Source organism: Nocardia sp. NPDC101769, assembly GCF_044766925.1.
Taxonomy (GTDB): Bacteria; Actinomycetota; Actinomycetes; order Mycobacteriales; family Mycobacteriaceae; genus Nocardia.
In genome coordinates this window covers 1-26,777 of sequence record NZ_JBIWMX010000035.1, presented here as the reverse complement: position 1 = coordinate 26,777, position 26,777 = coordinate 1, and the positions used below count along the sequence as shown (strand labels likewise).

The following is a 26,777-nucleotide window of genomic DNA, read 5'->3' as shown; positions in this document are numbered from 1 at the left end:
CATGCAGATCTGTAATATCTACCGGCACGACATCGCCCGACTGAACATATGGAGCCGGACCACCAGGCGATACGGTGCCAGGCGGTAGGGGCGGTACAGGCGGAGGGTCGTCCGCCTGGTTGTGATGACGCCCAGGTATGAAGTTTGTCAGGAAATCTCCAAGCTTCGGGAGGCCGAACGCCGTGCCCACGCCGGTCAACCCCTTAGCTATCGTAACGGCGTCGCCGGCTGACGCGATCCCGATTCCCCCCCTACCACCCACGCCGACGGCCACTCCGTCGATGGCGGCAGTTGCAATGACATTCCAGGGACTTCCGCCGTCTTCTATAGCAGCTCCCGCACCGATTACGGCACCCAAGCCGCCTGTGACGACAGCGAGTGGTGGCCAGACTTTCGACGCCATTCCTATCACTCCCAGCGTTGGGAGTGCCCACCCTTTGATCGAATTGAAGAAACCCATCGTGCCTCACCCAGTCACAGATCGATGCAGGAGCATGGTGGCCCGTCGCTCCGCTCCGGACGATCACCACAGTCGTCCGAAAGGAGAGAAGCCCGAGGCTACTGCGTTCATTTTCGGCGATTCCCACTCTTGGGAAGTCGGTGCGAACAAGACCGCGTCCGGGCTATGACCGGAAACCTGAAGAGCGCAACCTTTCCGATATGTCAGCCGCCACGGTTCATGCCAGCCAGCGCAGTAGGGCCGCGATGTCGGTGTCCGGGCCCGTGGCGTCGTACAGGTGGGCCGCGACCTCGGGCCGCAGACCGAGAATCGTGCCGTGCCGGGTGCCGTCGATCTTCGGCACGATCAAAGCCAATCCGGCCCACACTTGCGGGCGCAGTGGATCGGTGCGCAGTTCGCGGGTGTAGAGGGCGAGCGCTTCGCTGCGGTATCCGGCCAGGTAGGCGCTATCGCCGTCCGGTTGTCCGGGCAGGCGGCCGGGGGTGGCCGCGCGGTCCGTCGTTTTCAGTTGGGCGGCGAGCGGAAGCCGCCGGTGGTGTTCGGGGATCGATCGCTGGTCGAGGTAGGTCACGGCGGGGACCTCGGCGCTGGGCGGGCGGCCCGCGGCCCAGCGGGCGGCCAGGTCGGTGATCCAGGCCGGGTCCGGGGCGAGATTGCGGACGCGCCAGAAGGTCCGGTGCGCGGTCATCGCCTCCGCGACGGCGTGTTTCGCGGCCGGCGGCAGCGTCTCCTCGGCCCACGGGCGCATGGCGTCGGCGAGGGCGTCGACGAATCGGTGTCCCTGCGCGGTCAGCAGTCCCGAGGTCTGCGCCTGGGCGGTGGCCGTACTCACCTGCCGGCGCCACAGTTCGAAGTCGGCGTGGGCCTGCTGTGAGCCGTGGCAGTCCGAATGCCGGTGCACCCGCCAGAAGTCGGTGACGCCGAAGAAGGCGTAGATACCGTGCAGCAGACCGAGGATCGGGCGCGGGTCGTCACGCCAGGGAGCGTAGAACCGGCAGGCGGGGTCGGCGTCGAACAGCTGCACCTGGTCGATCAGTAGATTGAACTTGGAGTGCTGGATTTCGTGGATCAGGGTCAGTGCCAGCTGACAGCCGTCGGCGGGCGCGGTGGTGTAGACGCAGCCGGGGCCCTCGGCGGCGGTGTGACTGGTGCTGGCCACCAAGGGATTCGCGCTGAGCGGGACCAGACTGCGCAGGGTCTCGCGCATGGGCGGCACGCAGTTCTCCAGATTGTCGCGCAGCAGTCGCCAGGCGTCGGCGAAGTCGCGCTGCCAATGCCGGGCCTGTTCGGTGTCCAGCCTCGGCGGCTCGGCCGAGGTCGCCGCCAGCTGCCGGAACGGGTCGAGGTCGTCGAGCCACACCTTCGTTTCGCCGTCGGCCGCGCGCACCCAGCGCAGCGGCGACCAATTCGGATGCGATTCGCTTGTCACCGTATCGATTTCGACGCTGCCCGCCTCCCAGGTGAAGGTCAGTGCACCGCTGGCGGTCCACCGTAGTTCACAGTGCCCGTGGTAGTCCGGGGATTCGAGCCGGGCCAGCCCGAGCATGGGAAGCATGACCACCCCGTTACGGACCACCAGCCGCACGGCGCCTTCGAGCCGGCAGCTAAGGCCGGCGGCTGCCGCGAGCCATCCGAGATAGCCGCAGTCGGCCCACAGCGGAATCTGCGAGTCGCCCGGATCGGCGATGCGGGCGAGCGTGTGGCTCAGCCACGGGCCGGTGTGCGGATAACACAGCAGGGCCGCGACTGTTTCCGGGTGTTCGGATTGCAGTTCCGCGAGCGTGCGGTATGCCGCGGGGATTCCGGCCTCGGCGGCCGTCTCCGCGTCGAGGCCGCCGATCAGGGTGCGCAGCAATATCATTCGTATGTCGAGCATGCCGCTGTTGAGCGCCGCGACGCTGTCCTCGGAGCCGTACCCGGAGCTCAGGTCCATGACGATGTCGCCGAGGTCGTGCGCCGTTGCGGGCATGGTGCGTCTCCTGTGTCTTCGGGGTTGCGAGCGGCACGTCATGTCGTGGTCCGGTCGAGGGCAGTGCCGAGGTCCTCGCGCACCCGGGTTTCGATGTGGGTGATCAGGGCGATCAGGTCGGGGCAGTACACCGAGGGATTGCGGAAGCCCACGCCTTCGCGGTAGCGGTGTACGTAATGCCCGCCGCCGCACACGGTGTGCAGCGTGCAGGCGCGGCAGGTGTCGCCGAGCGCGGCGACACCTATCTGGCGGGCCGCCATCGCCGGCTCCCACAGTGCCGCGTCGAGCGGGTTGCCGTCGCCGCGAATCGCCAGTGTGGCGGCGCCTTCGAAGGCCGACTTCAGCTCGTCGACCTGTTCCAGGGAGCCATCGGTTTCGAACACGGCGACCCGGATGGGTTCCAGGCCGATGGCTTCCGAACCGGCCCGGCGCCCGAACAGCCGTTGAATGATGGTGTCGAACAGGCGCACCCGGGTTTCCAGCTCCGGCGCGCCGTACCAGCGGTCGAAGATCGGGATCAGCCAGTCGGCGTAGGGCGTCGCGGTGGAGTCCGGTACACGGCCGGGCGGTGGTGTGGTCCAGTTTCCGTGCGGCAGTAGGAAATCGACGGTGGGCGGATCATGCCGAATCAGCGCCTCATAGGTCCGCACCGGATCGTTGGCGAGGTCGATGGTGCACAACAGCCCGGAGTACAGGTGGCGGTACGCGGGTGCCAGCAATCGGTCCAGTCCGGCCACGACCTTGTCGTGGCTGCCGCGGCCCGCGTGGTCGAGCCTGTGCCGGTCGTGGTCGTGCTCACCGCCGTCGAGGCTGACTCCGACGCGGATGTTCCACCGCTCGCAGACGCGCAGGACGTTGTCGTCGATCAGCACGCCGTTGGTTTGAATTCCCAAGCGCACCTTGCTGTTCGAACCGATGATCGTGGTCGCGGTGCGCGCGAAGTATTCCAGCTCGGTCGGCCCGACCAGCAGGGGTTCACCACCGTGGAAGACGAGCCCGATCGTGGGCAGGGCGTGCCGAGCGGCATGATCGGCGATCATCCGGCAGGACTCGGCGAAGATCTCCCGGCTCATGACCTTGGGCTTGGAACGCCAACTCTGGTCGGCCATTTCGTAGATGTAGCAGTAGTCGCACGCCAGGTTGCAACGGCCGTGGACCTTCACGATGAACTCGTGGAATCCCAGTGGCCGCCAGCCCCCGCGGCGCACCTCGGCGAAGTCCAGTCCCCAAGTGGGCCACGGCAATTCGCTGGCCAGCTGCTCCATCGATCCGGTCCTCTCGCCGTCGGAGTCGAGCGGCGACGAGTTCGAGACCGCTGCCCACCCGCCGCCCTGAATCTATTGACGGGTGAACAGACGGTGCGCACGACCATACCGATCAGCGGCAGCGGTCGCAGCGACCGCTCCCCACGCGTGAGAATTCGCTGGTGACGAGATTTCCCGAGCCGCGAGTGGTCCCGCGCACCACACGAATGACGCAGCGGCACAGGCGATTACCGGTCGTACGGCCGCGGCGTCACTAGGGCAGTCGCCGGGCGTCGAAGCTGGCGGGCAACGGAGTCAGCCTGACATTCGCGCCGGTGTGCGGAGCCTCGACACACAGCCCGTTACCGAGGTACATCATGACGTGGTTGGGACCGTCGGCCTTGAACTCGAGGAAGATCAGATCCCCGGGGCGGATGTCGGCCGGGTTCACCGGGGGCAGCTGCGCGTATTGCTCCTGGGAGGTGCGCGGGATCGAGATCCCGGCGGTCGCCGCGGCGTACTGCATCAATCCGGAACAGTCGAAGGAATCGGGCCCGGTGGCGCCCCAGACATACGGTTTTCCCAGTTCCGACAGCGCTACCGAGATCGTCTGTTGGACGGCGGCGGGTGTGCTCGACTGTGTGTATGCGGCTTGCCGCAGTGCGGCGGCGGGCGCGTTGGGAAGCGTGACTCCGCCGTGCTGCTTTCCGGCGATGTTGTCGAGGAACAGGGCGGTGAGTTGATCGATGGCCCCGGCGATGTCACCCGCGGTCGCGTGCCCGCCGGTGACGATATTGTCTCCCGCGACGAGCGCGAGGGTCACGATGTCGTGAACACGTTTCTGACCGGCGGGGGTGTACGCCGACGGGCCGAGGGCGGTGAGCGCGGCATTGAGGTCGCCGAGCAGACCTTTCACCGCGGCGACATCCAGATCGTGATATCCGGCGAGCGCATCCAGGTACACGGCCAGCTGACTGTCGATGTTGTAGTAGGAGGTCGCGGTATTGCGCTGATAGAGCTGCGCGGCCGACACCGCCGCCGCGGTGGCTCCCGTCATGGCGCCGGTCCGCTGCGCGCTGCCAGGCGTCTGGGCACTGCCGGACGTTGAATTCGTAGGTGTCGGCGGCGTGGTCTGCCGGGTGCCGTATGTCTGCTGCGCCGCCTGGAGCGCGGTCTGTGCTCGCGGGCCGAGTGTGCCACTCGGCACCTTGGCGGTCGTGGGTGACGGCGCAGGTGTCGCTCTCGATCTCGCGGAGTCGGCCAGGGCCGATGCCAGCAGCGGGGCGAGCATGTTCGACAGGGAATGTCCGGATGTGGCCGGTTGGGCCGTGTCCAGCGGCGGAGGTCCCCCGATACCGGTGCCCCGGGGGATCCTCGCCGAGATCGGTGCGGAGGCCGGATTCCGCGGTTGGACAGCAGCATTCGCTGACGGTGGCACTGTGGCCGCCGGCGCTGCCGGTGCCGGAGGGGCCGCTGCGGACGGGGACGCCGAGGTGCCGGTGACCGCGGTCGGCCCGGTCGGCGTGGCCGAAACGGTTGTCGCGGCCGGCCGCGACACACCAGGAGGAGCGTCGGCCGACACGGCGGATGTCGCTTCGCTGGAAGGAGATCGTGCGGGCGCCGCCGGCTGGACCGGCGACGGGACGCTCGTCCGGACGGTCCACGGGGTCGAGTGCGGGATTCGGGTCTTCCGGCCGGTCTCGGTGGTCGCTGCGGTGTCGGCCACCGCTTCGGTGTCGAATTCGGCGACCCCGATCTCACCCGCGGGTTCGAGACTCGTCATGGCAGGCCTCCGAGTACCCGTTTGATGAGAACATCACGCCCCGTGGGCATCTCCGACTCCTGGGCCTGTCCGGAGACCGGATCGCTGCTCACGATGAGGTTCGGCCCGATCCAGACACCGACGCGACCGGGTACATGACCGCGGTGCGCGTAGTCCCAGAACACCAGATCCCCGAGGGAGACCGCTGAAGGCTCGACCCGTTGCCCGCAGAATCCCTGGACGCCGAGGGTTTCCGGCAAGACGATGACGGCCCGGGTGGCCGGATCCTGACATCGAGCCGTCGCCGAATCATCCTGCGCCACCGGGCTTTCGCCGACTCCGGATTGTCGCGAGTCTGTGTCGGCGGTGGTCGCCGGCCGGCAGACGCCGCTCAGCGCACCGAGCGAAGCGGTACGGATCACCGCCGCGGTCATCACCGCCTGATCGACGACCCGCGAGTTCGCTTTCGTGTCACGGTTCAGCTGTGCGAGCGCGGCCTGCCGGGCGCACTCGGCGGCGAAGCCCCGGTACGGAGTCCGCAGGGGCGGCAACTGAGGCGGTGCGTACCGCATCGCGCTCGCACAGTCCCGCTCCCACTGGGACGCCGTCGTATTGTCCGGTGCGATGGTGGCCTCGGCCATGGGGTTGGCGGTCGGCGGAATCGTCGTGGTGAACTCCGTGCCACCGGTCGGAGCCGACGGCGTGACGGTGCGGGTCTCCGTGATCGCGGGGTCGGGTCCGACCGCCGATTCGCACTGATAGTGGCCTACACCGAAGGCCTCGGTGGCGCCACCGAGGACCGCGATGATCGCGGCGAGGAGCAGCAGCAAAACGACGGGTGTGATCCCCAGACCCAGACGCCGCCAGCGTATTCCACCGAGCAGTGTCCCCAGTCCCATGACCTGCCCTCCAAGCAAGTAGTCCGGTCGACTCGTGCGAAGTGACCTATCGGAAGATCGACGGCATCCCGGTGGGCGCCCACTGTTCTCCGATCATCGCGGCGTGATCAACGGCCCTCATCGCTGTGCTCAAGTCCGCGAGGGTCTGAGGGTCGGTCAAGGACTGCCCCTGGAGATTGGCGATGGCCTGATGCACGGTGTCAGCGTGCCGATAGCCGATTCCCGCCCAGATGCGTCGCGCCTCATAACTGTCGATCCCCTGGCCCTGAATCGCCGCGACCCGCGCGGCGATCGGCGCGGGCAGCCCGGTCAAGTCCGTGCCGTGGGCGAAGTGGCCCAGGGCCACCAGATCGTCTCGGGAGGGATTGGCCAGGAATTGGTCGACAAACTGCCGTTGGGCTTCGGTGCCGAGTTGGGCACCCCCGATATTGGCGTCACGGAAGGCAGACGACATCGCGTGGAGGTTGTTCAGCCCGGCCACGTAATCGTCCATGTGTGCGGGGTTTCCGGTGGCGTAGGCCCGCGCCGCCAGGCCCTGCACGTTTCTCATGGCGGCGGAGAGCGAACCTACGCCCGTACCCGGCGGGATGCCCATCCGGCCCGCCGGTCCGATGAGGCCCGGTACCGCCCAGCCGCCGCGTGGAGTAACGGGTACCTGCGGGCCGGCCGCCGGCGGGGTGGCCGGCGGGGGGGCGGGGCGCCGCCACGGCCTAGGACCGGGCGGAGCCGGGGGTACCGCTGGGTACGTAGGCGGGGCGGCGGCTGGCCGCCCGGCCCCGGGACCGGGCGGAGCCGCGGGTGCCCCCGGGTTCCCGCCACCACCGGGAGCAGGTCCACCACCGGGAGCGGGGGGGCCGCCAGCAGCGGGGGGAAGGGGGCCCGCGGGGCCGGGCATCGGGGGAACAAGTGCGGCCGCCGGGGCCGCGGGCGGGGCCCCTTGACCGCCACCATTCCCTGCTACCCCATGACCTATCCCTCGACCGATGCGCCTGAGCATCGCGAGCCCGATCAACTCGCTAGCGAGGATTGAGTTGGTGTTGCCGATCAAGCCCATGAACCCTGGCATGTGCCAGTGAGCGCCGATCGAGCCCATCCCCAGGGCGAGTCCGTTGCCTCCGTCGGCCTGCAGGCGTAGCGCGACTCGGTTTGCCACCCAGTCGTTTCCGCGATCGATGTTGTTCGACAGCCGTCTGAGCTGGCTGATCGCGACGACTTGGAGGCACGAAGCGATGAAGAAAGCTTCCATGACCTGGCCGTGAACCAAGGTGAAGATATCGCCGAGGATAAAGATGTAGACGCCGAGGAACATGGTTTCTACGCACATTCGGACGGCCGAGAAGAATCCGTCCATGATGTTTCGGACCAGGAATGTCTGGCTCTGGCCGTAGATGAATCCCCCCGCGGCGAAACCGAAGATGGCCAGCAGACCGTGGTAGACCGCATCCAGGGCCGACCGCACGATCCGCAAGGCCAAGCCCACGGCGAACGCCAGCAGCAGAATGCCGCTCAGCAGCAGGAGCAGTCCGGTTCCCAGCTGCCCGACGGAGGGATGTTCGACGTGCCAGTAGGCATTTTTGTCACAGGTCTTCAACACGTCCAGCATGGCGCCCTCATGACCCGTCAGGCCTGCGTTCGTCCACGCGTCACGGCACACCGGGTAGTTGTCGATCAGATGCCCGAAATTCCAGACTTGCAGGGGGTGGCGCGCGAAGTTGTCGGCCATGTGCGTCTGCATGGTCGTGATCAGTTGCGCCGGTGGCGTATAGCGGTCGCCGTTGAGTCCGGCGGCGACCGTGAGACCGACGTCGCGGCCGCGGCTCAGGAAGCCGTCGGGGGACAGCACGCTCGCCAGCGGGTCGGCGAGGAACACCGGTCCGATGACCGCGACCACCACCATGGTGACCACTTGCACGGCGGCCTTGGCGGGCTGACCGCGCAGCACGAACCAGGCCACGCACCCGCCGCCCACGGTGACCGCGGTGATCAACATCAACGGTGTCGCGATGGTGCCGGTGAGGGAATGGGACACGGTGCGCAGCGGGATGACGAGGATCTCGAGCCAGCGGAACGACAGCACGTAACCGATCACCCAGATGCCACCGCCCACGACCATTATCCAGCCGCTGAACTCGAAGGACAGGATCACGACGATCCCGGCGCCCTTGAGATCGAAGTTGAAGATGTCCGGCTTGAGGTCGGTGGCGAGGTCGTAGTTCGAAAGGTCCACACCCGCGGAATCTCGAATGTACATCCAGCTGAGCGCGCTGTTGGAGACCAGGGTTTCGCCGCCGGTCTCGGCCTGTGCGATCGCGCCGAGGATTCCCGGAATGACGAACAGCCCGATGACCACCGCGGTGATGATCACTGTCCGCCGGCGCAGCGTGGTGACGGTGGCCCAGGCGCGCGCCGCGCTCAGGACCGCGCTCGGCCGCCAGCGGCGCTCGTCCCAGAACCGCCCGGGGTCGAACAGGGCGGCGGTCCCCGCCGAATCATGGTGGCGTTCACTGTCGTTCATGGTCACCCCGCCGACCGCCGACCGGCCGCGCCGACCCGTGATATCCCCGGCGTACTGGTGATGGCGGCCGCCCGGTCGGGCCGTGCGGGACCCAGCACCTTGCCGCGGCCGATGCGATTGAGCGCGTCGCGCATGAACATCTCGCCGCGGCGTTCCTCGGGCACCTGCCGGCCGACACCGACCGGCGGGGAGGTTTCCTCCCGCAGCACCTGCAAGAGATACGGTGCCTCGTCGAGATCGACCCCGAGCCATTCCAAACTGTTGCGAGCCAGAGTTTCGTCACGCTGACGGAAGACGAACCGGTTCGGGATCAGATTGTGGGCGGCACCTTGGAAGTCGGTGGCCGGGTCGTGCGAGGCCAAGGCGATGGCTGCCAGGTGTTTTCGGCCGTCTCGACTGAAGTCCGACGTGACCGCCGCGCCGACCTGCGTTTGGGTGAAGTGGTGCGCCTCGTCCCCCACCAGGAGGCCGAATCGCCCGTTGTCGCTGAGAAAGGCCTCCCGCGCGGCCACCCCGACGAGTTCGTAGAGGGCGGTACCCAGCCGTTTGGTCAAGGGCAGCCGGTTGTAGAGATGCGGAGTGGTGAGTTCCTCCGCGGTCGGCAGGGCGACATTGTGGCTCCGGATGACCGTCGCGGCAGCGTCGAGTCGCAGGGGCGGCAGCTGCGGATCGAACAACACCGGAACACGATCGGCGACGGTGCCCAAACGCGCTGCCAGATCACCGTATTCGGGATTGGCGCCCGGCTCGTCGCGCAGGCGCCGCACCACATGGTAGAGATCCAGCAGCGACGCGATGCGGTGTTCGGCGATGCCGCGAGCGGTCAGCAGGGCGCTGGCCGCGGCGCCCGCGCCCGAGGTCGGCGACAGATCCAGCAGCGGCAGAATGGAATCGAGGGTTCGTTCGCCGGCCACCTGCGGTGCGAACAGGCGCAGCGGGTCCAGCGAGATCGTCGGGTTGGCCAGATCGATGACGACCGCGTCGTCGATGGCGGTGGCGAAATGCTCCCACTCCCCGACCTGACTGCGATCGATGGCCAGGAACTGGCCGCCCATATCGTTCACCAGCGCCGCAACGAGTTTCAGCAGATACGACTTGCCGGAACCGAGTTCGCCGGTGACCGCGAACGAGGCGGACAGGTCGTGCAGGGCGGCCTCCATGATGCCGAAATGAATGGGCTCGAAATGCCCCGACATCAGGTTGACTCCGATCACCGGACCGCTGTCGTCGCCGACCTGACTGCTGGTGAACGGCACGAAACCGGCCCACATGTCCGAGGGCACGATGTGGGCGAAGTCGTCGAAGGCGCGCCGCGACGGACTGCCGGGCACCAGCATCGACCAGAGATCGAGCTGCGCGCCGAGCGGTGCGGTCAGGTCGACCTGAAACCGCTTGTACCGACGTTTGAGGGTGTTGACCGCGTCCATGGTCGCTTCCCGGTCGCGGCCGCCCACGGCGATCACGGTGGTGAAGGAGACCTCCGATTCGCCGCCGTTGATCTCGAAGTGATTGTTGTACTCGCCGAGCATCTGCGCTTTCGACATCAGGGTGTTGTGCGCGAACGACACTTCCTGATCCCGCTGGTCCATCTGCTCACCGAGCCGCCGCAGATTCGTCTCGTTGTTCTTCAGCACCTGGTCGGCGGGTCTGGTCGATACCCGGATTCCCCAGTCGACGGTGACCTCGGCGGCCAGTCCCTCCAGTACGTTGAGGAATTCGCTGCCGCCGGGAAAAGCCATGCCCGAGTAGGGAAACGAGTGCGGGGTGAGCATGGCCTGATACGAGGGCGGGACTTCGCGATCGGGTTGGACAACCTTGATCACCGGGACGAACGAGGGGCGCAAGCGCCGACCGCTGTCGGCTCGCGCCCCTTCGTCGAGCGCGGCGGAGCGGAACACCGCCGCGGTCGCGTCGTCGAGCACCCCTTCCCGGGTCGGTGCGACCGGATCACCGTCGGCGCCCCGGGAAAGGTAGTGCTCCCACAGCCATTGGAACAGCGCGGCGGGCACCGGGACCGGGTCGAAGTCCCCGCCGATCCGGGACAGGATCTCGTTCGCCTTCGATTCATAGGCCTCGAGGTCCGAGCGTGCGATCGCGGCGGCATCCGCGGACGCGGTGCCGCCACGCCACAGCCGCGACAGGGACGACACCCCGGGATTCGTGGAGCCGACGGGTATGGACAGCAGGAACATACGGGTCTGGGGCCGGATGGCCCGCACCCGCTCGAACGCGGCGACCACCTCGACGGCGTAGGCCTCACATTCGTCGAGATCGACACCCTCCACCATTTTGCTCAGCACGTCCCGGGTGTTGAGGCCGGCTTGGATCCCGAGCAGCAGCGACCCGCTGGGCAAGCTGTTGATCAGTGCGTGATGGGCCGCCTTGACCTCGTACTTGTCGCTGGACTTGCGCAAGCCGTAGCCGAGCGGGCTGATGAAATACGTGGCGGTGACCAAACCCGCGTGAGTGAACTGGAGGTGGCCCCTGATTGCCGCGGTCGGTTGCAGATCACGATCGAAACCCATCAAAGCCTGCCTTCTGTCATCGGACTACGGTCTCCCACAAGCATTTCGAGCAGGGAGACCCCGGAGTGCCCGGAGGGTGGCTCGATCGCTGCGACGGAAGGCAGGATGACGACCACGGATTCTTCGATGAACAAGGTGTTGCCGGCGGAGGCCGCGTCGACCGGCATACCGGAGGCGGACACCGGCTCTCGCGACAGGATCAAGCGGCCGACCCATACAACACGTGAGGTCAGGCGAACGCCCGTATAGGGGATGAGCCCCATGGCGAAAACCGTCACCACGGTGATCACCAGTCCCGCGATGAATGTGATGGCCGGATTGATCGGTAGCGACATACAGCCTATCGACGTCACCACCAGCAGCACCGCGGCCACCGCGACCTGCGGGAGGGTATAGGGACCGAACGGCAGCTTCTGCCCGTTCTGCGCCTTCCCGATCATGGTCGGGACACGCTTCACCGGGGTGAAGACCTTGATGGTTACTTGACTCATCGCCCGTATTGCCCGATTTGGCGGTCCGGGACGATCCTGCCGGTGTCCGACCTCGCGTAATAGATCAGGTTGGGCAGTACCCAGAACAGCAGTGCGGCAATGATCGCGGATCCGACAACGGTCAGAATTTTGCTGGGCGAGAGTTTGTTCTTCGCAGCCTCGGAGATGAGTATCGCCATGCTGGAGATGATCAGGATCAGAATACCGATGTATCGAACCGCTTGGAGTATCAGGTAGAGAATGGACTCTATATTGGTTCCCATAAGGAATTCCTTTCCCGATCAGTTCTGCGTCGGCGGCGGAATCCGCGCCGCGCTCGAGGGTGGCCGCGTCGCCGAGGCGGACGGCGGGGAGGTCTCGCGCCCCTGATCGGTGGCGACTTGGAGCGGAGACCGAAGAGCGGGAACGGGATCCATCGCCTGCACCTGCCACTGACCGGCCGCGCGGACCATGGTCAAGGGGTAGGTCAGAGCCGGTGCCGCGCCACTGTCGGTCTTGAGGTTGACGGTCGCGAGCACCCGGGCTCGATCGGTGCTGGCGCCGCACCCCGAGTCGTCGGCGCTGACCGCGGCGGTTTCCACCGTGGTGAACGGCGCGGGCCGCAGCGCGGAGATCCCGGAATCGGTGGTGACATAACGGGTTATGTCACCGGAACCGGTCAACATCGCCTGCAGGAATCCGCCCGCTACCTCCGCGAGCGGGGTGCCTTGCGTGCACGAGGTCGCGTAGTTCAGGACCAGGTCCGAGCCGTGGGCCGGCGGCTCCACCACGGCCGGCAGCGACAGCGCTCGTAGTTGACCGCCCACCACCGATACCGCCACCCGGTAGTACTGGCGGGCATCGTCGGTGGACCCGGTACGTTTGGGGATTCGCACGGAGACGGTCACGGTCCAGACATCGATGTCGCCGTTCGACACACTCCGCGTCGCGTACACGACGGCCGGGTCGATCACCTGCCGAGCGCTCGTCGGCAGCACGACCTGTCCGGTACCGCCGACGAATTCGGCGATCTTGTCCTGCTGGCCGGCGGTGGCGCTGAGGTAGACGACGATGAATTCCCGGGCGAACCATTCGGCGAGGCGTTCGCGTCCGATGAGCGAAATCGTCGAGCTGTCCGAGGGTCCGGGCGGAGGCGTGGAGAACGCGTCCAGTATGGCGTGGCCGCCGCCGAGTACCGCGAGCGATGCCAGCACGGCCACGATGATGTTCTCACGGCGGCGACGCACCGACATCCTACGGAGCAGAGCCTCACCGGATTCCGCTCGCCTGCCGCCTCTGGTATTCACTCTCGAAATGGTAGAGACCCGGCGCTTGAATCCAATTCAAGCGTGTCCCCACAGTTGGGAAAAAGTCAGTGCACGGGAGTTCGACGCATTCGTTCCGCAACTCGATGCCGTAATTGTTCGTCGTATCCGACCTGCCGCGAATAACTACTATTTCCAGTTCCGACCACAGCGAGTTCGGGCATGGATGCGACGTCGCGGATCGCGTCGAACTGGACCAGGGCCAGGGGCTGTTTGGAGTAGCCCGGATAGGGGTAGATCACCACCGAGCTCGGGCTGTAGCCTCCGGTGTAGTCGAGGGTGCGCACCGTCGCCCGGAGCGTGTGTCCGGCACGAACATGATCGGCCATCTGCGCGAGATGAACTCGTTCGTCGGGGTGGATGACATCGCCGGGCTGGAACAGATAATCCCACCGGATCCATGGCGCCGGGTCGGTGAGCCAGTGCGAGATCCCGGTGTGCTCGAGGTGAATCACCGCGAGGTGGGTACCGGCTCGGCGGTGTGACTCCCGCAGGCCGACACATTCGAGGTCCGGCCACTGATCGACCGTTTGGTTGGTGGTGACATCCTCGATGAGCAACCAGGCACCGCGACCATGCTCATCGTTGCGGGCACGGATCGTCACGCACCAGCGGCCGGTGTGGCCCGCGCCCCGCGAAACCGACCCCACGAACTGGAGTTTCGCGCCAGGGCTGGGATCAGCGAGGAGATCGAGAACCTCGATGTGGCGATCGAATCCCGAGACGTATTGAAACAGCTCGGCGATGGATATCCGCGGCGCGTATTCCGCCGGGGAGATTCCGGTGAGTTCCGCGAAACCGCTGGGCACGGCGATCGTCTGGGAATCGAGGTCCCAAATGGCGCCGATCGCCAATCCGGGTTGCGGCACAGACGCTCTGGCGGGACCCATCCACAGTCGTATGGCATGCACATCGCGGTTGGGACCGAGCACCGGCCTGATGTGCAGCGCGTGGGGTCCGGACTTGGTGGGAATCCTGAGGTCGACATCCTGGGCCAATTCGCGAGCGACCTGGACGGCGTCGGTCAGCGACGAGGTCGTCACCCCGTCGTACAGGGCCGGGGTCTTGGCCAGTTGCCGCTGCAATACTCGCTGCCATCCAGCGAAGCCGCGCGGCACGCCTCCGACCGAGGCCACCGAGACGGCGTCCGGCGTGAGGATTTCCGCCGTTACCCATGGAATCACCGCGCTACCCTGCATCGTTCCCGCCGTACCAGCCGTTCTGAGGATTCGACCCCCCACAGAGGAGGGCAAGAATTCAATGTACCGTTATTTAGCGGCTCATTCAACGGACTTTCGTGTGCCGGTCGGGAGCGATGCCTGGCAACGCCCAAGTGATCACCGAGCGATGACGGCCCCAGACCCGCGCCTCAACGCGACCCGCTCGCCACCGCGATCACGCCGGCCCCGATCAGCACGCCGTCCTCGCCCAGCGTGGAGGGAACCACTCGCAGGGTCGTCAGGTAGGACTGTTTCGCGTGCTCGGCGACCGCCTTGCCGAGCGGTCGCCACAGCGCGTTCCCGGGTAGCGCCAGGCTGCCGCCGACAATGACCAGGTCGATGTCGAGGAGGACTGCGACCGACGCGATCGCACGGCCGAGCGCGGTGCCGGCTCTGTCGGCGGCGGCGAGGGCGAGGTGGTCGCCTTGGTCGGCCGCGCGGACCAATTCGGTCGCGGAGTCTCCCCGCCAGCCTTGCGTACGAGCCCATCGGAGCAGGGCGGCACCACCGGCCACGGCGTCGAGACAGCCCCTCCCGCCGCATTCGCAGGGCTCGTCGAAGCCCGGAACCAGGGTATGACCGAGATTTCCGGCGTTGCCCGTGCGGCCCACGACGGTGTACCCACCGATCAGGAGCCCACCGCTGATGTGGGTGGATGCCGAGATCACCACCGAATCCACGACATCTCGCGAAGGTCCGAAACTCCGCTCTGCGAAGGCCAGGCACACACCGTCGAGAGCCAGGTTCACTTCCGCACTGGGGAAGGTCTTGCGCACCGCCTCCACGATCCCGAACCCGGTGCGCCATTCGGGGATCTCGCTCGGTGCCACCACTCCGGTCGCCATATCGATCGGTCCGCTGCACGCGATGCCCACCGCGCTGACGCTGGTACCCGCCGCCTTGTCCAGCAGCAGGTCCCGGCAGGCCGGCCACGCATCCCGGGTCGGCTGGGGGATCCGGCCGACCTGATCGGCGTCGGCGCCCGCCGCGATCTGGGCGGCGGCGAATTGACCGTCACCGATTGCCAGTGCCAGCAAGGTCATGAATCGCCTCTGATGAGAAGGAATTTCATCGAATCGGGTCCGTCCCCGGGCTTATCCGCCATCGGTACCGGTCGGGCGCAACTGTTGACCGAGTACCAGGTGGCGGCGTGGAGCCGACGACGCCAGTTCGTGGTGTGAGGGGCCGGGGCTGGTGCCGGTGCGGATGATCCGCATGGGCCGCTTCCGATCGAAAGGGGCGATGCGGTGCCGATCCAGGTTCTCGACGATCTTCCCGGAGTTGTCGTAGGGCACCCCCGCCCAGATCATCGAGCGGGGTGCGTCGCCGCGATCGATGAATCCCTGCGCGAGTTGCGCGCACTCGGTCAGCAGGGGGCAGCCGCGGCAGACCTCGACCGCGGCGCGCCAGGCATCTGGTGTGCCGATATCCAGGTCCCAGTCGTTCGGCCCCTCCGAGCACGGCGGTCGATTGGACCGGACCGGGCTGTTGGTCGTCTTGGTCGCACGGGTAGCCCTGTCCAGTACAGGGGCATTGGTGAAGCTCATAGCCGTCTCCGGATGATGCGAGGGCACAAAGGCTTTGGAGTGCCCCACTGATCGGACGGGCGTCAGGGCTGCTCTACAGTCCCCGGAAACCGGCTGCCATGGCCGGCAATTCGCACGTTAATGGAGACCTGCCGGACCCCGCAAGGCTTTTCCCGTTATCTAACGGGACATTGACTTGGGCGTAGTTCTGTTGCATCGTTGAACGACGGCGCGTTAGCTCCGTGTCGTCGTGAACCTGCCGACTTGATCGCGAGGACGAGCACAACAGTGGAGTACACGATCGATGAACTCGCGCGGGCAGCGGACACCACCGTGCGCAGTGTCCGCGTGTACCACGAGCGCGGGCTCCTACCGTCACCCGATGTTCGCGGACGCATAGGTTACTACGGACACAACCATCTCGACCGACTGCAGACCATCAGCCGATTGCTCAGCCGCGGGATGAAGCTCAACGGCATCCGTGAGCTGTTGGATGCCTGGGACCGCGGTGACGGACTGGCCGACATTCTGGGCGTCACCGACCAGCCCGAGGGCGGAGAACCGGTGACGCCGCAGATCTCCGAGCACTCCCCCGACCTGCCCGACTACCTGAGAAGGGCACTCGCTTCCAGCGGTGATCCACTCAATGATTACCGGCTGTCGAACCCGCGGTGTGGTGATCTGGCAACCCGGCTCGTCGATGCGGGCCTGGCCGTATCGACCGCGGTGGAACTGGTCGAGCGGCTGCGCTTCGACTGCGATCGACTTGTGGAGCGGTATGCCGAAGCGCTGTTGTATCCGCTGGCGGGCAAAGCGTATGCGGAATCCGAGCGAGGACCGAAGGACCGCACCACCTTCGAGACGAACCTGGCGATTGGCCGGCTGATGACGACCCGTGCGATTGCCGAGTTGGTCGATCAGGCGTTGTGCCGCAAGGAAGAGCCGTCGTCGCCACTGGACGGATCCCTCGGCCAGCACCTGCCGTAGTGCCGTCACGGTGTGATCGAAGCTGAAACCGACGAGCCTCATCCACATCAAGAACAACGCGTACGCTTTCTCCTACGGCCCCCTGTCCTTGAATGGATGGTAGGGCAATGAGATGGCGAGTGCATGCCCTTTGCATCGGGGGCAGGGCGACGACGAGCTCGAAAGCCTTCGGTGGCATCGATTCCGAAGATATTGGCGTTCGACCCGTCTCTCGGAAGGGCTCCAGCTGTCGGACCGACGACACTATCGGTTTCGCGGGCAGCTTCTCACCACCGCTGGCAACAGGTGTGCGGCCGTGGTCGATACGCTCGTCGCCGTGCGGGTGATTGTGATCGGTTCAGGGATTTCGGGCCTCGGCACCGCCGCGGAGCTGCTGCGCCGGCGGCATGAAGTCACCATTATCAGCGACGAATCAATCACAGCCACAACGTCTTTCCTCTCTGCGGCGGTGTGGTTCCCCACGGCTGCGGGGCCGACGGAGCGAGTGCACGCTTGGGGTGCTGAAACATTCGAGTATTTGGAGGCACTGGCCGCGCAGGAGACGCCGGGGGTGAGGATGCGGGAATCGCTGGCCCTGTACCGGGAAGACCCCGTAGTACCTACGTGGTCGAGCAGCGTCCGCGCTTTTCGGACCGCCGACCGCGGTGAGTTGCCGCTGGGCTACCACTTCGGCTTCCGGTTTGCCGTCCCGTTCGTCGAGATGCCGACATACCTTCCGTACCTTCGTGATCGGGTGGATGCCGCGGGTGGGCATCGGCTGCATCGGAAGGTGCGCCGGCTCGATGATCTCGCGGACTTGGCACCGGATGTGGTCGTCAATTGCGCGGGGTTGCGCGCGAGCGAACTGGTCGGTGATCGGCAAACCTATCCGATCCGCGGCCAGATCGTGCGTGTGACCAATCCGGGCCTGTCGGTGTCGATTCGTGACGAGGCGCACCCGCTCGGACGCGCGTACGTCCATCCCCGGGAGAACGACTGCATCCTCGGCGGATCACTGGATCGTGATCGATGGGACACCACCGCGAATCCGCAGTTGACACAGTCGATCCTCGACAGATGCCGTGATCTGGCGCCGCGGCTGGCGGAGTGCAGGGTCATCGAAACACTGGTCGGTCTGCGCCCGGGCAGAGCAGAGGTCCGTCTCGAGCTCGACACCGATTGCTGGCCGAGCGTCCCGGTGATTCACAACTACGGGCACGGGGGCTCCGGCGTCACGATCGCCTACGGCTGCGCACGCGAGGCGGCCGCATTCGTCGACGAACTCTGAACGGCTTTCAGAGGCGGGCCAGCGTCCGGAAACCCGGCACCATCGGAATGTGCGGAAGGCCCGGGCGCAGCACCACGCCGGCATCGGTGGGCTCGACATTGGCCTGCGGGTACACCGTCACGACCTGGTTGAGTGCATCGGTGAAATCGCGGCGGAACTGATAACGACGGCGGCGATCGCTGGATTCGGCGGCCGACCCGAACTGGACCATCAGCGACTCCCACGGCACCGTGGTTGCGCGGTTGACCGAGAACATGCGGTAGGTGAGCCAGGCGTAGACATCCAGTCGCAGAGCTGAACCGCCGAGGGCCTTGATCGCGTTCATGTCCAGGGGGACCGGATGGGCGGTCACCTCACGAAAGAACTCATCGCTCAGGTGCACCGTCGAGGCAGAGAGCGATGACTGTTCTTCCTCGCCACCACACCAAATGTTGTACGCGCTGGCCACATAGAGTTTCGCACCGACCTTGCGATTCGCGTCGCCCTTGTACTCGATGGTCAAGGTCGCGTTGAACAAACGATGCGACTGATTGCGCATGCGCGTGAGCGATCCGTTTTTCCCCCCGGTCGCAGCCAACCCCATGGAATTCATGAAATCTGTCAGGCTGTTGCCGAGCACAATGTCCTGGGAGCCGGTGCGCACCGCTTCGGTCGACAGGAAGGTCAGGATCAGCCGCGGCATCGTCCCGTACGGATAGCCGATCGACTGCGGCTTGTTGTTCGTGTCGGTCGTCATGCCCGGCTGCACGGTGAGCGACAGGTCTCCGTTGCGCCGTCCCCAGGCGGGTACGTCACCCGGATCCCGGTAGGGCAGCGAGGTCTGGGTGAACACCCGGGCGAGATATCCGACCTCTTGCTCGCCATCCCACACCTCGGCGGCAGCACGCACGATGTCCAGCGGGCTGCGTTTCGGTCGTGACACAGCCCTAGCTTCGCATGAGTTTCGAGACTTCCCAGCCGTTGGAATACGAGTCGAAATCGCCACTCGCCCAGCCGAGTTGACGCCGTCACCGGGAAGAACCCCGGGAGCATCGATTCAGGGGCGCGCCAGCGCGCGGAAGCCGGGAGCCATCGGGATGTGCGGCAGACCGGGCCGCAGCACCACTCCCGCATCGGTGGTGTCGACATTGGCCTGCGGATAGACAATCACGACCTGCTTGAGGGCGGCGGTGAAATCGCGGCGGAACTGGTGACGGCGGCGGCGATCGGAACTGTCGGCGGCGGAACCGAACTGCACCATCAGTGACTCCCACGGCACCGTGGTTTCCCGTTTCACCGAGAACATGCGGTAGGTCAACCAGGCATAGATGTCCAGGCGCAACGCCGATCCGCCCAGCGCCTTGATCGCGTTCATGTCCAGGGGGACCGGATGGGCGGTCACCTCGCGGAAGAACTCGTCGCTCAGCCGCACCGTCGAGGTGAACAGCGACGGTTGTTCGTCGTCGCTGCCGCACCAGATGTTGTAGGCGCTGGCCACATAGAGTTTCGCACCGATGCGCCGGTTGGCGTCGCCCTTGTACTCGATGGTCAAGGTGGCGTTGAACAGCCGGTGCGACTGGGTACGCATCCGGGTCAGCGACCCGTTCTTCCCGCCGGTCGCGGTCAGGCCCATCGAGCCCATGAACTCGGTGAGGCTGTCGCCGAGCACGATCTCCTGGGATCCGGTGCGGACCGCCTCGGTCGATAGGAAGGTCAGGATCAGGCGCGGCATCGTGCCGTAGGGGTAACCGATCGATTGCGGCTTGTTGTTCTCGTCGGTGGTCATCCCGGGCTGCACGGTGAGCGACAGGTCTCCGTTGCGCCGTCCCCAGGCGGGCACGTCACCCGGATCCCGGTACGGCAGTGAGGTCTGGGTGAACACACGAGCCAGGTAGCCGACCTCCTGCTCGCCATCCCACACCTCGGCGGCAGCGCGCACGATGTCCAAAGGAGATCTTTTGGGTCGCGGCATGGTCCCTAGCATTGCACGTACGCCGGGATTTGCCAGTTCACCCCGGCCCCGTGTGTTCGGTTCTCTCTCCCCCACACCCCCCGGTAGCAGAGCCTCTCCGCACTGCCCAACGCGCATATCTTGCGGACATCCGCTGGTGAACACGCCACCACTGTGTGGGCGGTTACGCATAACTTGCGGACACCGCCGCGGTCAGGGGCCTGGATTCCGGCCTCTGGAACAGGGGTCTGGACACGCATATCTTGCGGACACGCGCTGACCGGCGGTCGGCTGCGCATACCTTGCGGACGTCCGCCGGCCCGGTGCGTACACCTCGCCCGACCACTCCCCCGATACGCATACCTTGCGGACGCCCCACGATCGCCACGCATATCTTGCGGACGTTCGACCGCGGTGCGCGCATATCTTGCGGACGTTCGACCGCGGTGCGCGCATACCTTGCGGACATCGGGACATGGCGTGCGCATATCTCGCGGACGGTGGATAACTCGCGTCCGCGAGATATGCGTGGCCATGACGGGTCGCGCCACCGGGCTGGAACAGCTCGGTGCTGGTGGCGACCGGATTCTGCTCCGGCGCGTCCGTGTCTTATGCGTGCTCGATCACGAGTAGCTCCGCATAAGATGCGGACACCCGATCGCTGCGGTTATCCACGCATATCCTGCGGACGCGTGGGGACTCAGCCTGTGGATAACGTGGCCGAAAAGGCTTCTGTTCACGCATATCTCGCGGACAGGCCCGAGACTGTTTTCCCAGGACCACACGCATAACTTGCGGACACCGCACGCATAACTTGCGGACACCGACACGGTATTTCCGCAGGTGACACGCCATAAATCGCGGCCCCATGTAGTTCTTTTCCTAGAAGAGATTCCTGTAGTAGGGTGGCGGAGGCTGTGGATAGAGACCTCGCACGGCCACACCCCCAAATGTCCCGGCCGTCCGAGCCGTGAAACTTCTTCTCCGAGCGTCCGATCCGTCCACCCACACTTGATCGCGGTGGAATCGGTTGTCCTGCAACACTGTCCGCAACCAGGATCCGGACTCCCTCCCTTCCGGGCCAGGGCGTGATGTCCGCTCGGTCGAGACCCACCGGACACCGACCCTGTTCCCGGCTCGCTTTTTCGGACCCCGTTCGAAGATCGCACCTCATGACCAACCACTGGCGACACCCGCAGCGTTTTCGCGGCACGTCACCAGTGCAACCGCGGCCGCTGACACTTTCGCCGTGAGGCCCCTGGGCACGCACCTCCCCGCAGTCGTCTTGTCGCACAGCGAATTCTCGGGGCCAACGAGGCAGAGCCGTACCTTCGCGGCACTGTGCCGATAGTTCGGGGCGTGTACCACCGAGGGGGTACACGCCCCGAAAGCCTTGCTGTGCAGTCGGGTCAGATCGCTGCCGAGTTGTCCGCCGAGGTCTCGGAGTCCTCGGCGTCACCGGCGCGTTCAGCGATCTCCTCGGCGAGATAGAACTTCAGTGCCTGGTCCACGAGCGCGCTGCGACTGCCTGCATGCCACTCCTCGGCCAGGGTGTCCAGCGATTCGACGTCGGTGGTGATGATCCCGGCGAGCGGGATCTTCACCGGAGGTTCGGCGTGACGGCGCCGCCGCGGACGAGAGTGGTCGACGCGCTGAAACAACCGCCCCTTGGGTTGTGCGGCGGCCGCGGTGGCGAAATGGTCTCGCAGCTCGGTTTCGAACTGCTCGATGGCGTCGAGCACCACCTCGCCGTAGCTGCGGCCACGTCCACGCTGTTGCTTCTCACGGTGGGTCACCTGGCGCAGCGCCTCGGCGACCACGGCCGCGACATGGGCCTCGGGCGTGGACTGAGTGGCGCGGGCACGAACAGCGGTCTGGCGCGGCCGTTTTGGAGTCGCGGTCTCGGCGGCGGCCTTAGCCGGGACCTTGCGGGTCGACTTTGCCGCGGTCGGTGCCGCGACGGGGTCGACGCGGACAGTTTCGGGCGTAGGGACAGGCGCGACCGGCGCGGCGACGGGTGGAGGCGGCGGGAGCAGATCGTCGATGTCGTCGAGATCGTCGGCCTTGAAAGCCCCTTTGCGGCTCATTTACACAGCCTCCTTCGTGCGTTCGCCGGTAGCCAGGCGAACGAGTATTTCCTTGGTCAAGGCCTGATAGTCCGAGGCCAGCGGCTCGGTGTCACGTGACCATCGCTTGGTCGGGCCGTCCTCGCCGCCGGCGCTGTCTCCGGCCTTCGGCGGCGTGAAGTTGATCAGCTCTTCCGGGGTCAGGTGGAATGCTCGCGCGTCGAGCGCGGTCGCCTTGTCCTGGCGGATGAAGTTCCGGAAGGGCTGAATCCCGGTGCCGTCCAGCAGATCCATGATCTTGCCGAGAGTGTCCTCGTTGCGACGCACGGCACGAGGATTGCAATCGAAAAGGATCATTCCCATCAGCTCGACCAGCGCACCGTTCTTGCGGGCCCACAGATACCGGCGGGCCAGCAACTCGGCGCCGTCGATGCTGCCGTCGTCCTCCTTGGTCGGCACGACGAGCCAGCTCACCACCTGCAACAGCAGGTCGAGGACGCCACGGTCCCCCGGGCCCGAGTCGATCAGCACCAGGTCATAGCGACCCGACTCGACCAGTGCCTCCAGGGCGGTCAGCAGGTTGTGGCGAGGGTCGATCCCGTGCTGCTCAGCATTGGACACCACGGTGCCCGCCATGGCCAGAAGCTTTCCCCCGCAGACCACATCGAGGCCCTCGCGGACATCGAGCACTGGCTCGAGCGCGGACCCGTACTGGAGAGCCATGGCCAGGGAGCGGCCCTCGTCGGAACCCTTGACGCCGAGATCGCGGATGGTGCAGTTGCCCTGCTGGTCTGCGTCGACGACGAGTACTCGTTTGCCCCGTTTGGCGACAGCCACCGCGATGGCGGCGACGATCGACGACTTGCCCACTCCCCCCTTCTGATTGGCCACCAAGATGGTTCGTCTCACGGCGCGGGGAACGGGCAGCAAACGCGTACTTGTCACGCCAGCGACGCTACCCGAGTGATCACCTCACGAACAACAACCGGAAGGGGGTGTGTCGCACTCGTCAGACGGTTCTGTCACGAGGGCTATCAGATCGTCAATGCCTATCCCGGGCAACGTATCTGCCTTTCAGCACGGCGTCCGAGCAATCAACGGGAAGTTGATGCGACAGCGAAGACCATCATCCGAATGCCCGGTGTGTCACCCCCGCATCAGACCCGGCAGGACGCCTTCTTCATGCTCGCACGACATACCGGGCTGCTGGTCCGGACAGAAGCGTTCGAGATCTCCTGTCCAGCGGTTGGTTTCAGGGTCTCTGTCGAGGTAGCGCCGGCGTTCTTTGAAGCTGTCACGTCTGCTTCAGGAGTACAGGGCGGATTTCTGGGCATATCAGCGATCTTTCGCTGGTGCGCATGCGAGGTGAGAGAAGAGGCATCGTGTCTGTCGATGGGTGCTGTCATTGGAAGGTAGGTGGCACGGGCATCGTGTTCGCCAAGTTGGCATGCATATCTGGCTGCACGAGGAACCGCAGGTTTTCCGGGCATATGAACACCATGACGTATGTCATGTTCGATGAGCCTGGTGCTCGCCATGCTGACGGCTGATTCGTCGACCTTCTCAACTTTCGTATCAGCAGTATTGTCGACGTCCCGAATGAAGATCCCTGAAAACACATATGCACACTTCGTAAGTGCGGTCCAGCCAGCTACCTTCTGTAGAGGTGTTGCTGGTGTCGAACGGTCGGCCGGAGAAGTCCCATCAAATGATGCGACAGGAATAACCATTCGACCGGCGGTGGTCACGGTTGATTCTCGTGTCGACACAAGTGGCTTCTGTGCCGGATTCTTCACTGTCTGAACACACGTAGATGACGAGACCGCATACAGGGGCGTTGAATCCATCTGTGCAAACACCTGATAGGCATCCGTAAAACGACCAGGTTCGGCGATCTTTTGACCCACCCGTGTGGATGCGCCAAACCTGACTAGAAATGCGGCCATGTCAGGAGTGCTTCCAATGGAACTATCGAAGGCTAAGTTGAAGACCATTGCAGTGGTCTCAGCACCCTTCGTGCATAGGGCATATTGTGAAACGGTCCGGAAGACCTGCGACAAAGTGAATTGAGCGGCATGTCGACAGGTCTGACAATCGATCGCACAGTCGGCACAGGACATCGCACCTCCGCTGGTCCGCAAAGCGCCCGAAGACAAGGTCGCATCTAACGTCGCACACACTGTCGCATCTAACGTCGTACATTCAGTCGGTGAAGCTGTCGTACGTACGACGTTAGCTACGGTCACGCTGATGGCGCCATAGACGGTCAGACTGCGTGTATGTATATGAACTCGCAGGCAGAGGCGTTTTTCTATCGCCAGATTAGCTTGCGTGCCCGGACAGGATCGGGGGCATCTGCGGGCGCTGGAGGAGGAAGGAATCGAAGCCGATGGGAGGTGTACAGTCGCGGGCTGCTCCGTCATGACTCCTCCTCTCCGCGTTACGTATTCGGCGTGTATTTGCTGCGCCGAAGTCTAGCGCGAAACCCGAAATCAATGCCCGACCTGACAGACGGCGTCAGGAATCAGAAGTTGGGGCAGAGCTGCCCACACGGATGCCTAGCCGACCTCTATCGCCTCGTTCGTAGCGTCTAGTGAAGCAGCCCGGTCCCCGGTTCACATTGCCACGAGGAGGGCTGCGCCCTTCGTCTTCAATGGCGGGATCGATTCAGGCGAAAGCGAATCGGTACCGCGCGCGGCGCGCCTCGCTCAGGAGTGACGAAGACCTCCGATAACCGGCTGGATTCGAGCTACCCGGGCAACGGGATCCGACGACGAGGACTCGTCGGAATCGAAGCATGCTCTACATGTCGGTGCCCGGGGAGAGTGTGCGCTGACGACTGTATCTGCCGGGCGGTTCGTCGGTCTTGTACCGGCGTCGGCAACACCAATAGGTACGCGCCTTTCGGAGGGCATGGCGGACAAGCAGACTGGGGGGAGTGGACAAGGATCCGATGAGCGATCGGCAGAGCACGACCGACAGAGGCAAGCGTCCGGCGTGGCAGCTGGTTCTGACCGCAATGCGCGGACCCTCGCGCAACTACGGCGGTGTAACACCGTGCCGCAGCTGCCGGCACGATTCGAAGTCTTGTGCGCCGCACCCAGTGGATTGTCTATAGCGGCGAGATGCACCGTGCATCGTGCCGATCCGCCGGAACCTCGGGGGGAACCAAAAGGTCGAATGCGATGCCGGACGTGGGCGGCGATCGTGGCTCCGAGTACTGCTGGCAGGCAGCCGACCTGTCATCGGCTTTGCGAACTCGTGCAAGGGCTCGATTGTGTCGCCGCTTCGTCGATACCCGACAGGGTGCAGAGTCTGACGATCGAGCAATGAGCTACCCGAATTGCCCTGTGCCGCCGATCCCCGGTGCGGGAGAGGTGTGTTGGAATCCTCCGGGTCGGAGCGCAGAACCTCTCACCTCCTCGGCGTGGTCGCCACGGCGAACGGACGCCCGGCCTTGATGGGGGAGCGGTGGCCAAAGGCAGCGAGACGATGACCTCGGTGGGGATGTCGGCGAACTATGCTGTCGATTCGGGGGCCGAGACCGTGATGTCGAGTGGATCCGAACGTCCTCGGCATAGCGTCGAGCGGAGCGACATCGCGTCTACTCATCCTCCACCGGCTGCCCGAGCGCCCCGTCCCCGGGTGAGACACCCGTGGCATGGTGATTGCTGAAAGGATGCTAGCTCACGGGACAAAGCTGACGGTTTCGGCCATATTCCGGTGCCTCAGCCCCTGGCGAGAGCGGCAATGTGCCCTATTTGAGCCGTGGGGCGATCGAAGCGCCTAAATGGTGTCCATACCCGATTTCGCGTCAAAAACGGCTCCACGGGGAAATGGGGGGCAATTGCCTGCTGACCTGCGCAAATGGCGCACCAGAACCCATGGGGAAGCTCAGGTGCGCTGGCGACACGAGATGTCAGGTGCCCGACACAACGAGGCCACAACTGAAAAGGGACAACCGGATGGCACCCCTGCGTTGATCCAGTTGACCGCCGTTCGAGCACTTCCAGCCATTCGACCAGTTCCCACCGGTAGAACCCGGGCCCGCGGGTGCCGTCCCCGTAGCGAGATCCCTGCCACCACACCACGGGGTCCCGGTAGTAATCGCGCGAAATACAACGAAATTGCCTGGAACAGCGGTGATGTCGGATTTTGGGCGTTCGGTTTCACTGCTGGACAACGCTCGGGTTGGCCGCACGCGAGCGTCAGGATCGCACCGCGAACACGGCCTTGAACGAGTTGTGACCGAGCGAGGCGTGCTCGATCAGCGGGAAGACGCCAGCCGCGACAAGGGCGATGGAGCTCACAGCCCCGAGCAGGATGCGGCGTATCGAGGGAAGGTAGGTGGTTGGCGGCGCATCCACATCTCCGGCGGTCACGCGAGCACACAACGCTGGGCCATCAGAGCAGTCCCCCCGCGCAGTGCGCGGTCGGTCCTCGAATTGCTCCCGCAGCCAAGGGGGACCATCGAGCTGACCTCCTCGGACCGTCGGCGGCGCCACTGCTCATCTCGCGGGTGCGGAGGTTCTCCATCATTCGGGCGTATCGGATACCCTCGTGGTAGTCTCGTAACATCCGAGGGTAGTCTCGACCGGGTGCCCGTAAAGCT

The 26,777-nt window shown here is 65.3% G+C and carries 21 protein-coding genes; 3 read left to right on the top strand and 18 right to left on the bottom strand.

The genetic code is table 11. The annotated features are described in order from the left end of the window. Positions 1-677: 677 nt before the first annotated feature. The 3 genes from ACIRRA_RS37480 to ACIRRA_RS37470 all read right to left on the bottom strand — a co-directional run bounded on the left by ACIRRA_RS37480 (position 678) and on the right by ACIRRA_RS37470 (position 4,730). Positions 678-2,429: an HEXXH motif domain-containing protein gene (locus tag ACIRRA_RS37480; RefSeq protein ID WP_402778373.1), complete on the bottom strand. Its 1,752-nt coding sequence runs from the start codon at positions 2,427-2,429 to the stop codon at positions 678-680. Between the two features lie 38 nt (positions 2,430-2,467). Next, the gene (locus ACIRRA_RS37475; RefSeq protein ID WP_402778370.1) at positions 2,468-3,694 is read right to left on the bottom strand and encodes an FxsB family cyclophane-forming radical SAM/SPASM peptide maturase; all 1,227 of its coding nucleotides are present in this window, start codon (positions 3,692-3,694) and stop codon (positions 2,468-2,470) included. Between the two features lie 253 nt (positions 3,695-3,947). Next, a complete protein-coding gene (locus ACIRRA_RS37470) occupies positions 3,948-4,730 on the bottom strand; it encodes an NlpC/P60 family protein (RefSeq protein ID WP_402778368.1) in 783 nt (260 codons plus the stop codon). Between ACIRRA_RS37470 and ACIRRA_RS37465 the strand changes: the two genes are divergently transcribed. After that, positions 4,717-5,481 (top strand): hypothetical protein, encoded by a 765-nt coding sequence (locus ACIRRA_RS37465; protein WP_402778366.1) that lies wholly within the window; start codon positions 4,717-4,719, stop codon positions 5,479-5,481. The two genes, ACIRRA_RS37470 and ACIRRA_RS37465, sit on opposite strands and share 14 nt — an antisense overlap. Here the strand turns inward: ACIRRA_RS37465 and ACIRRA_RS37460 are convergent. The 9 genes from ACIRRA_RS37460 to ACIRRA_RS37420 all read right to left on the bottom strand — a co-directional run bounded on the left by ACIRRA_RS37460 (position 5,453) and on the right by ACIRRA_RS37420 (position 15,936). Beyond that, positions 5,453-6,334 carry a hypothetical protein gene (locus ACIRRA_RS37460; RefSeq protein WP_402778364.1) on the bottom strand — a complete coding sequence of 294 codons (882 nt, stop codon included), beginning with the start codon at positions 6,332-6,334 and terminating at the stop codon, positions 5,453-5,455. The two genes, ACIRRA_RS37465 and ACIRRA_RS37460, sit on opposite strands and share 29 nt — an antisense overlap. A 46-nt stretch (positions 6,335-6,380) precedes the next feature. Then, positions 6,381-8,849 carry a hypothetical protein gene (locus ACIRRA_RS37455; protein WP_402778362.1) on the bottom strand — a complete coding sequence of 823 codons (2,469 nt, stop codon included), beginning with the start codon at positions 8,847-8,849 and terminating at the stop codon, positions 6,381-6,383. Positions 8,850-8,851: 2 nt separating this feature from the next. Next, complete coding sequence (locus ACIRRA_RS37450; protein WP_402778360.1) at positions 8,852-11,374, bottom strand: ATP-binding protein; 2,523 nt, start codon at positions 11,372-11,374, stop codon at positions 8,852-8,854. Continuing rightward, positions 11,374-11,814, bottom strand: a complete 441-nt coding sequence (locus ACIRRA_RS37445) for a hypothetical protein (protein ID WP_402778357.1) — start codon at positions 11,812-11,814, stop codon at positions 11,374-11,376. Before ACIRRA_RS37445 ends, ACIRRA_RS37450 begins: the two co-directional genes overlap by 1 nt. 47 nt (positions 11,815-11,861) lie before the next feature. Then, complete coding sequence (locus tag ACIRRA_RS37440) at positions 11,862-12,128, bottom strand: hypothetical protein (RefSeq protein WP_402778355.1); 267 nt, start codon at positions 12,126-12,128, stop codon at positions 11,862-11,864. Positions 12,129-12,146: 18 nt separating this feature from the next. After that, complete coding sequence (locus ACIRRA_RS37435; protein ID WP_402778352.1) at positions 12,147-13,097, bottom strand: conjugal transfer protein; 951 nt, start codon at positions 13,095-13,097, stop codon at positions 12,147-12,149. A 119-nt stretch (positions 13,098-13,216) separates the two neighbouring features. Further along, positions 13,217-14,353, bottom strand: coding sequence for a GAF domain-containing protein (locus ACIRRA_RS37430; RefSeq protein ID WP_402778349.1), 1,137 nt, complete (start codon positions 14,351-14,353; stop codon positions 13,217-13,219). Positions 14,354-14,538: 185 nt separating this feature from the next. Beyond that, positions 14,539-15,432, bottom strand: a complete 894-nt coding sequence (locus ACIRRA_RS37425) for an ROK family protein (RefSeq protein WP_402778346.1) — start codon at positions 15,430-15,432, stop codon at positions 14,539-14,541. Positions 15,433-15,483: 51 nt separating this feature from the next. Then, a complete protein-coding gene (locus tag ACIRRA_RS37420; RefSeq protein WP_402778343.1) occupies positions 15,484-15,936 on the bottom strand; it encodes a hypothetical protein in 453 nt (150 codons plus the stop codon). A 198-nt stretch (positions 15,937-16,134) separates the two neighbouring features. Here ACIRRA_RS37420 and ACIRRA_RS37415 point away from each other — a divergent pair, with 198 nt between their 5' ends. Both ACIRRA_RS37415 and ACIRRA_RS37410 read left to right on the top strand, forming a co-directional pair. After that, positions 16,135-16,902: a MerR family transcriptional regulator gene (locus ACIRRA_RS37415; RefSeq protein ID WP_402778341.1), complete on the top strand. Its 768-nt coding sequence runs from the start codon at positions 16,135-16,137 to the stop codon at positions 16,900-16,902. A 112-nt stretch (positions 16,903-17,014) separates the two neighbouring features. After that, positions 17,015-18,169, top strand: coding sequence for an FAD-dependent oxidoreductase (locus ACIRRA_RS37410; RefSeq protein ID WP_402778338.1), 1,155 nt, complete (start codon positions 17,015-17,017; stop codon positions 18,167-18,169). 7 nt (positions 18,170-18,176) lie between these two features. Here the strand turns inward: ACIRRA_RS37410 and ACIRRA_RS37405 are convergent, their stop codons facing one another. The 6 genes from ACIRRA_RS37405 to ACIRRA_RS37380 all read right to left on the bottom strand — a co-directional run bounded on the left by ACIRRA_RS37405 (position 18,177) and on the right by ACIRRA_RS37380 (position 26,547). After that, complete coding sequence (locus ACIRRA_RS37405; protein ID WP_402778335.1) at positions 18,177-19,154, bottom strand: replication protein RepA; 978 nt, start codon at positions 19,152-19,154, stop codon at positions 18,177-18,179. Between the two features lie 51 nt (positions 19,155-19,205). Then, positions 19,206-20,120 (bottom strand): replication protein RepA, encoded by a 915-nt coding sequence (locus ACIRRA_RS37400; RefSeq protein WP_402778332.1) that lies wholly within the window; start codon positions 20,118-20,120, stop codon positions 19,206-19,208. A gap of 1,388 nt (positions 20,121-21,508) precedes the next feature. Beyond that, on the bottom strand, positions 21,509-22,186 hold the full coding sequence (locus ACIRRA_RS37395) for a hypothetical protein (RefSeq protein WP_402778329.1): 678 nt from the start codon (positions 22,184-22,186) through the stop codon (positions 21,509-21,511). Beyond that, positions 22,187-23,074, bottom strand: coding sequence for a ParA family protein (locus ACIRRA_RS37390; RefSeq protein WP_402778559.1), 888 nt, complete (start codon positions 23,072-23,074; stop codon positions 22,187-22,189). Positions 23,075-23,322: 248 nt separating this feature from the next. Then, a complete protein-coding gene (locus ACIRRA_RS37385; protein ID WP_402778326.1) occupies positions 23,323-24,285 on the bottom strand; it encodes a hypothetical protein in 963 nt (320 codons plus the stop codon). A gap of 2,088 nt (positions 24,286-26,373) precedes the next feature. Next, entirely contained in the window at positions 26,374-26,547 is a 174-nt protein-coding gene (locus ACIRRA_RS37380) for a hypothetical protein (protein ID WP_402778323.1), read from the bottom strand. Positions 26,548-26,777: the final 230 nt, after the last annotated feature.

What these genes read in the sequence shown, in the direction of transcription:
- ACIRRA_RS37420 (WP_402778343.1), bottom strand. Translation starts at nt 15,936, where the DNA reads ATGAGCTTCACCAATGCCCCTGTACTGGACAGGGCTACCCGTGCGACC.
- ACIRRA_RS37395 (WP_402778329.1), bottom strand. Translation starts at nt 22,186, where the DNA reads ATGAGCCGCAAAGGGGCTTTCAAGGCCGACGATCTCGACGACATCGAC.
- ACIRRA_RS37410 (WP_402778338.1), top strand. Translation starts at nt 17,015, where the DNA reads ATGGCGAGTGCATGCCCTTTGCATCGGGGGCAGGGCGACGACGAGCTC.
- ACIRRA_RS37460 (WP_402778364.1), bottom strand. Translation starts at nt 6,334, where the DNA reads ATGGGACTGGGGACACTGCTCGGTGGAATACGCTGGCGGCGTCTGGGT.
- ACIRRA_RS37480 (WP_402778373.1), bottom strand. Translation starts at nt 2,429, where the DNA reads ATGCCCGCAACGGCGCACGACCTCGGCGACATCGTCATGGACCTGAGC.
- ACIRRA_RS37450 (WP_402778360.1), bottom strand. Translation starts at nt 11,374, where the DNA reads ATGGGTTTCGATCGTGATCTGCAACCGACCGCGGCAATCAGGGGCCAC.
- ACIRRA_RS37385 (WP_402778326.1), bottom strand. Translation starts at nt 24,285, where the DNA reads ATGTCCTGTGCCGACTGTGCGATCGATTGTCAGACCTGTCGACATGCC.
- ACIRRA_RS37475 (WP_402778370.1), bottom strand. Translation starts at nt 3,694, where the DNA reads ATGGAGCAGCTGGCCAGCGAATTGCCGTGGCCCACTTGGGGACTGGAC.
- ACIRRA_RS37400 (WP_402778332.1), bottom strand. Translation starts at nt 20,120, where the DNA reads ATGCCGCGACCCAAAAGATCTCCTTTGGACATCGTGCGCGCTGCCGCC.
- ACIRRA_RS37455 (WP_402778362.1), bottom strand. Translation starts at nt 8,849, where the DNA reads ATGAACGACAGTGAACGCCACCATGATTCGGCGGGGACCGCCGCCCTG.
- ACIRRA_RS37470 (WP_402778368.1), bottom strand. Translation starts at nt 4,730, where the DNA reads ATGACGGGAGCCACCGCGGCGGCGGTGTCGGCCGCGCAGCTCTATCAG.
- ACIRRA_RS37440 (WP_402778355.1), bottom strand. Translation starts at nt 12,128, where the DNA reads ATGGGAACCAATATAGAGTCCATTCTCTACCTGATACTCCAAGCGGTT.
- ACIRRA_RS37445 (WP_402778357.1), bottom strand. Translation starts at nt 11,814, where the DNA reads ATGATCGGGAAGGCGCAGAACGGGCAGAAGCTGCCGTTCGGTCCCTAT.
- ACIRRA_RS37425 (WP_402778346.1), bottom strand. Translation starts at nt 15,432, where the DNA reads ATGACCTTGCTGGCACTGGCAATCGGTGACGGTCAATTCGCCGCCGCC.
- ACIRRA_RS37435 (WP_402778352.1), bottom strand. Translation starts at nt 13,097, where the DNA reads ATGTCGGTGCGTCGCCGCCGTGAGAACATCATCGTGGCCGTGCTGGCA.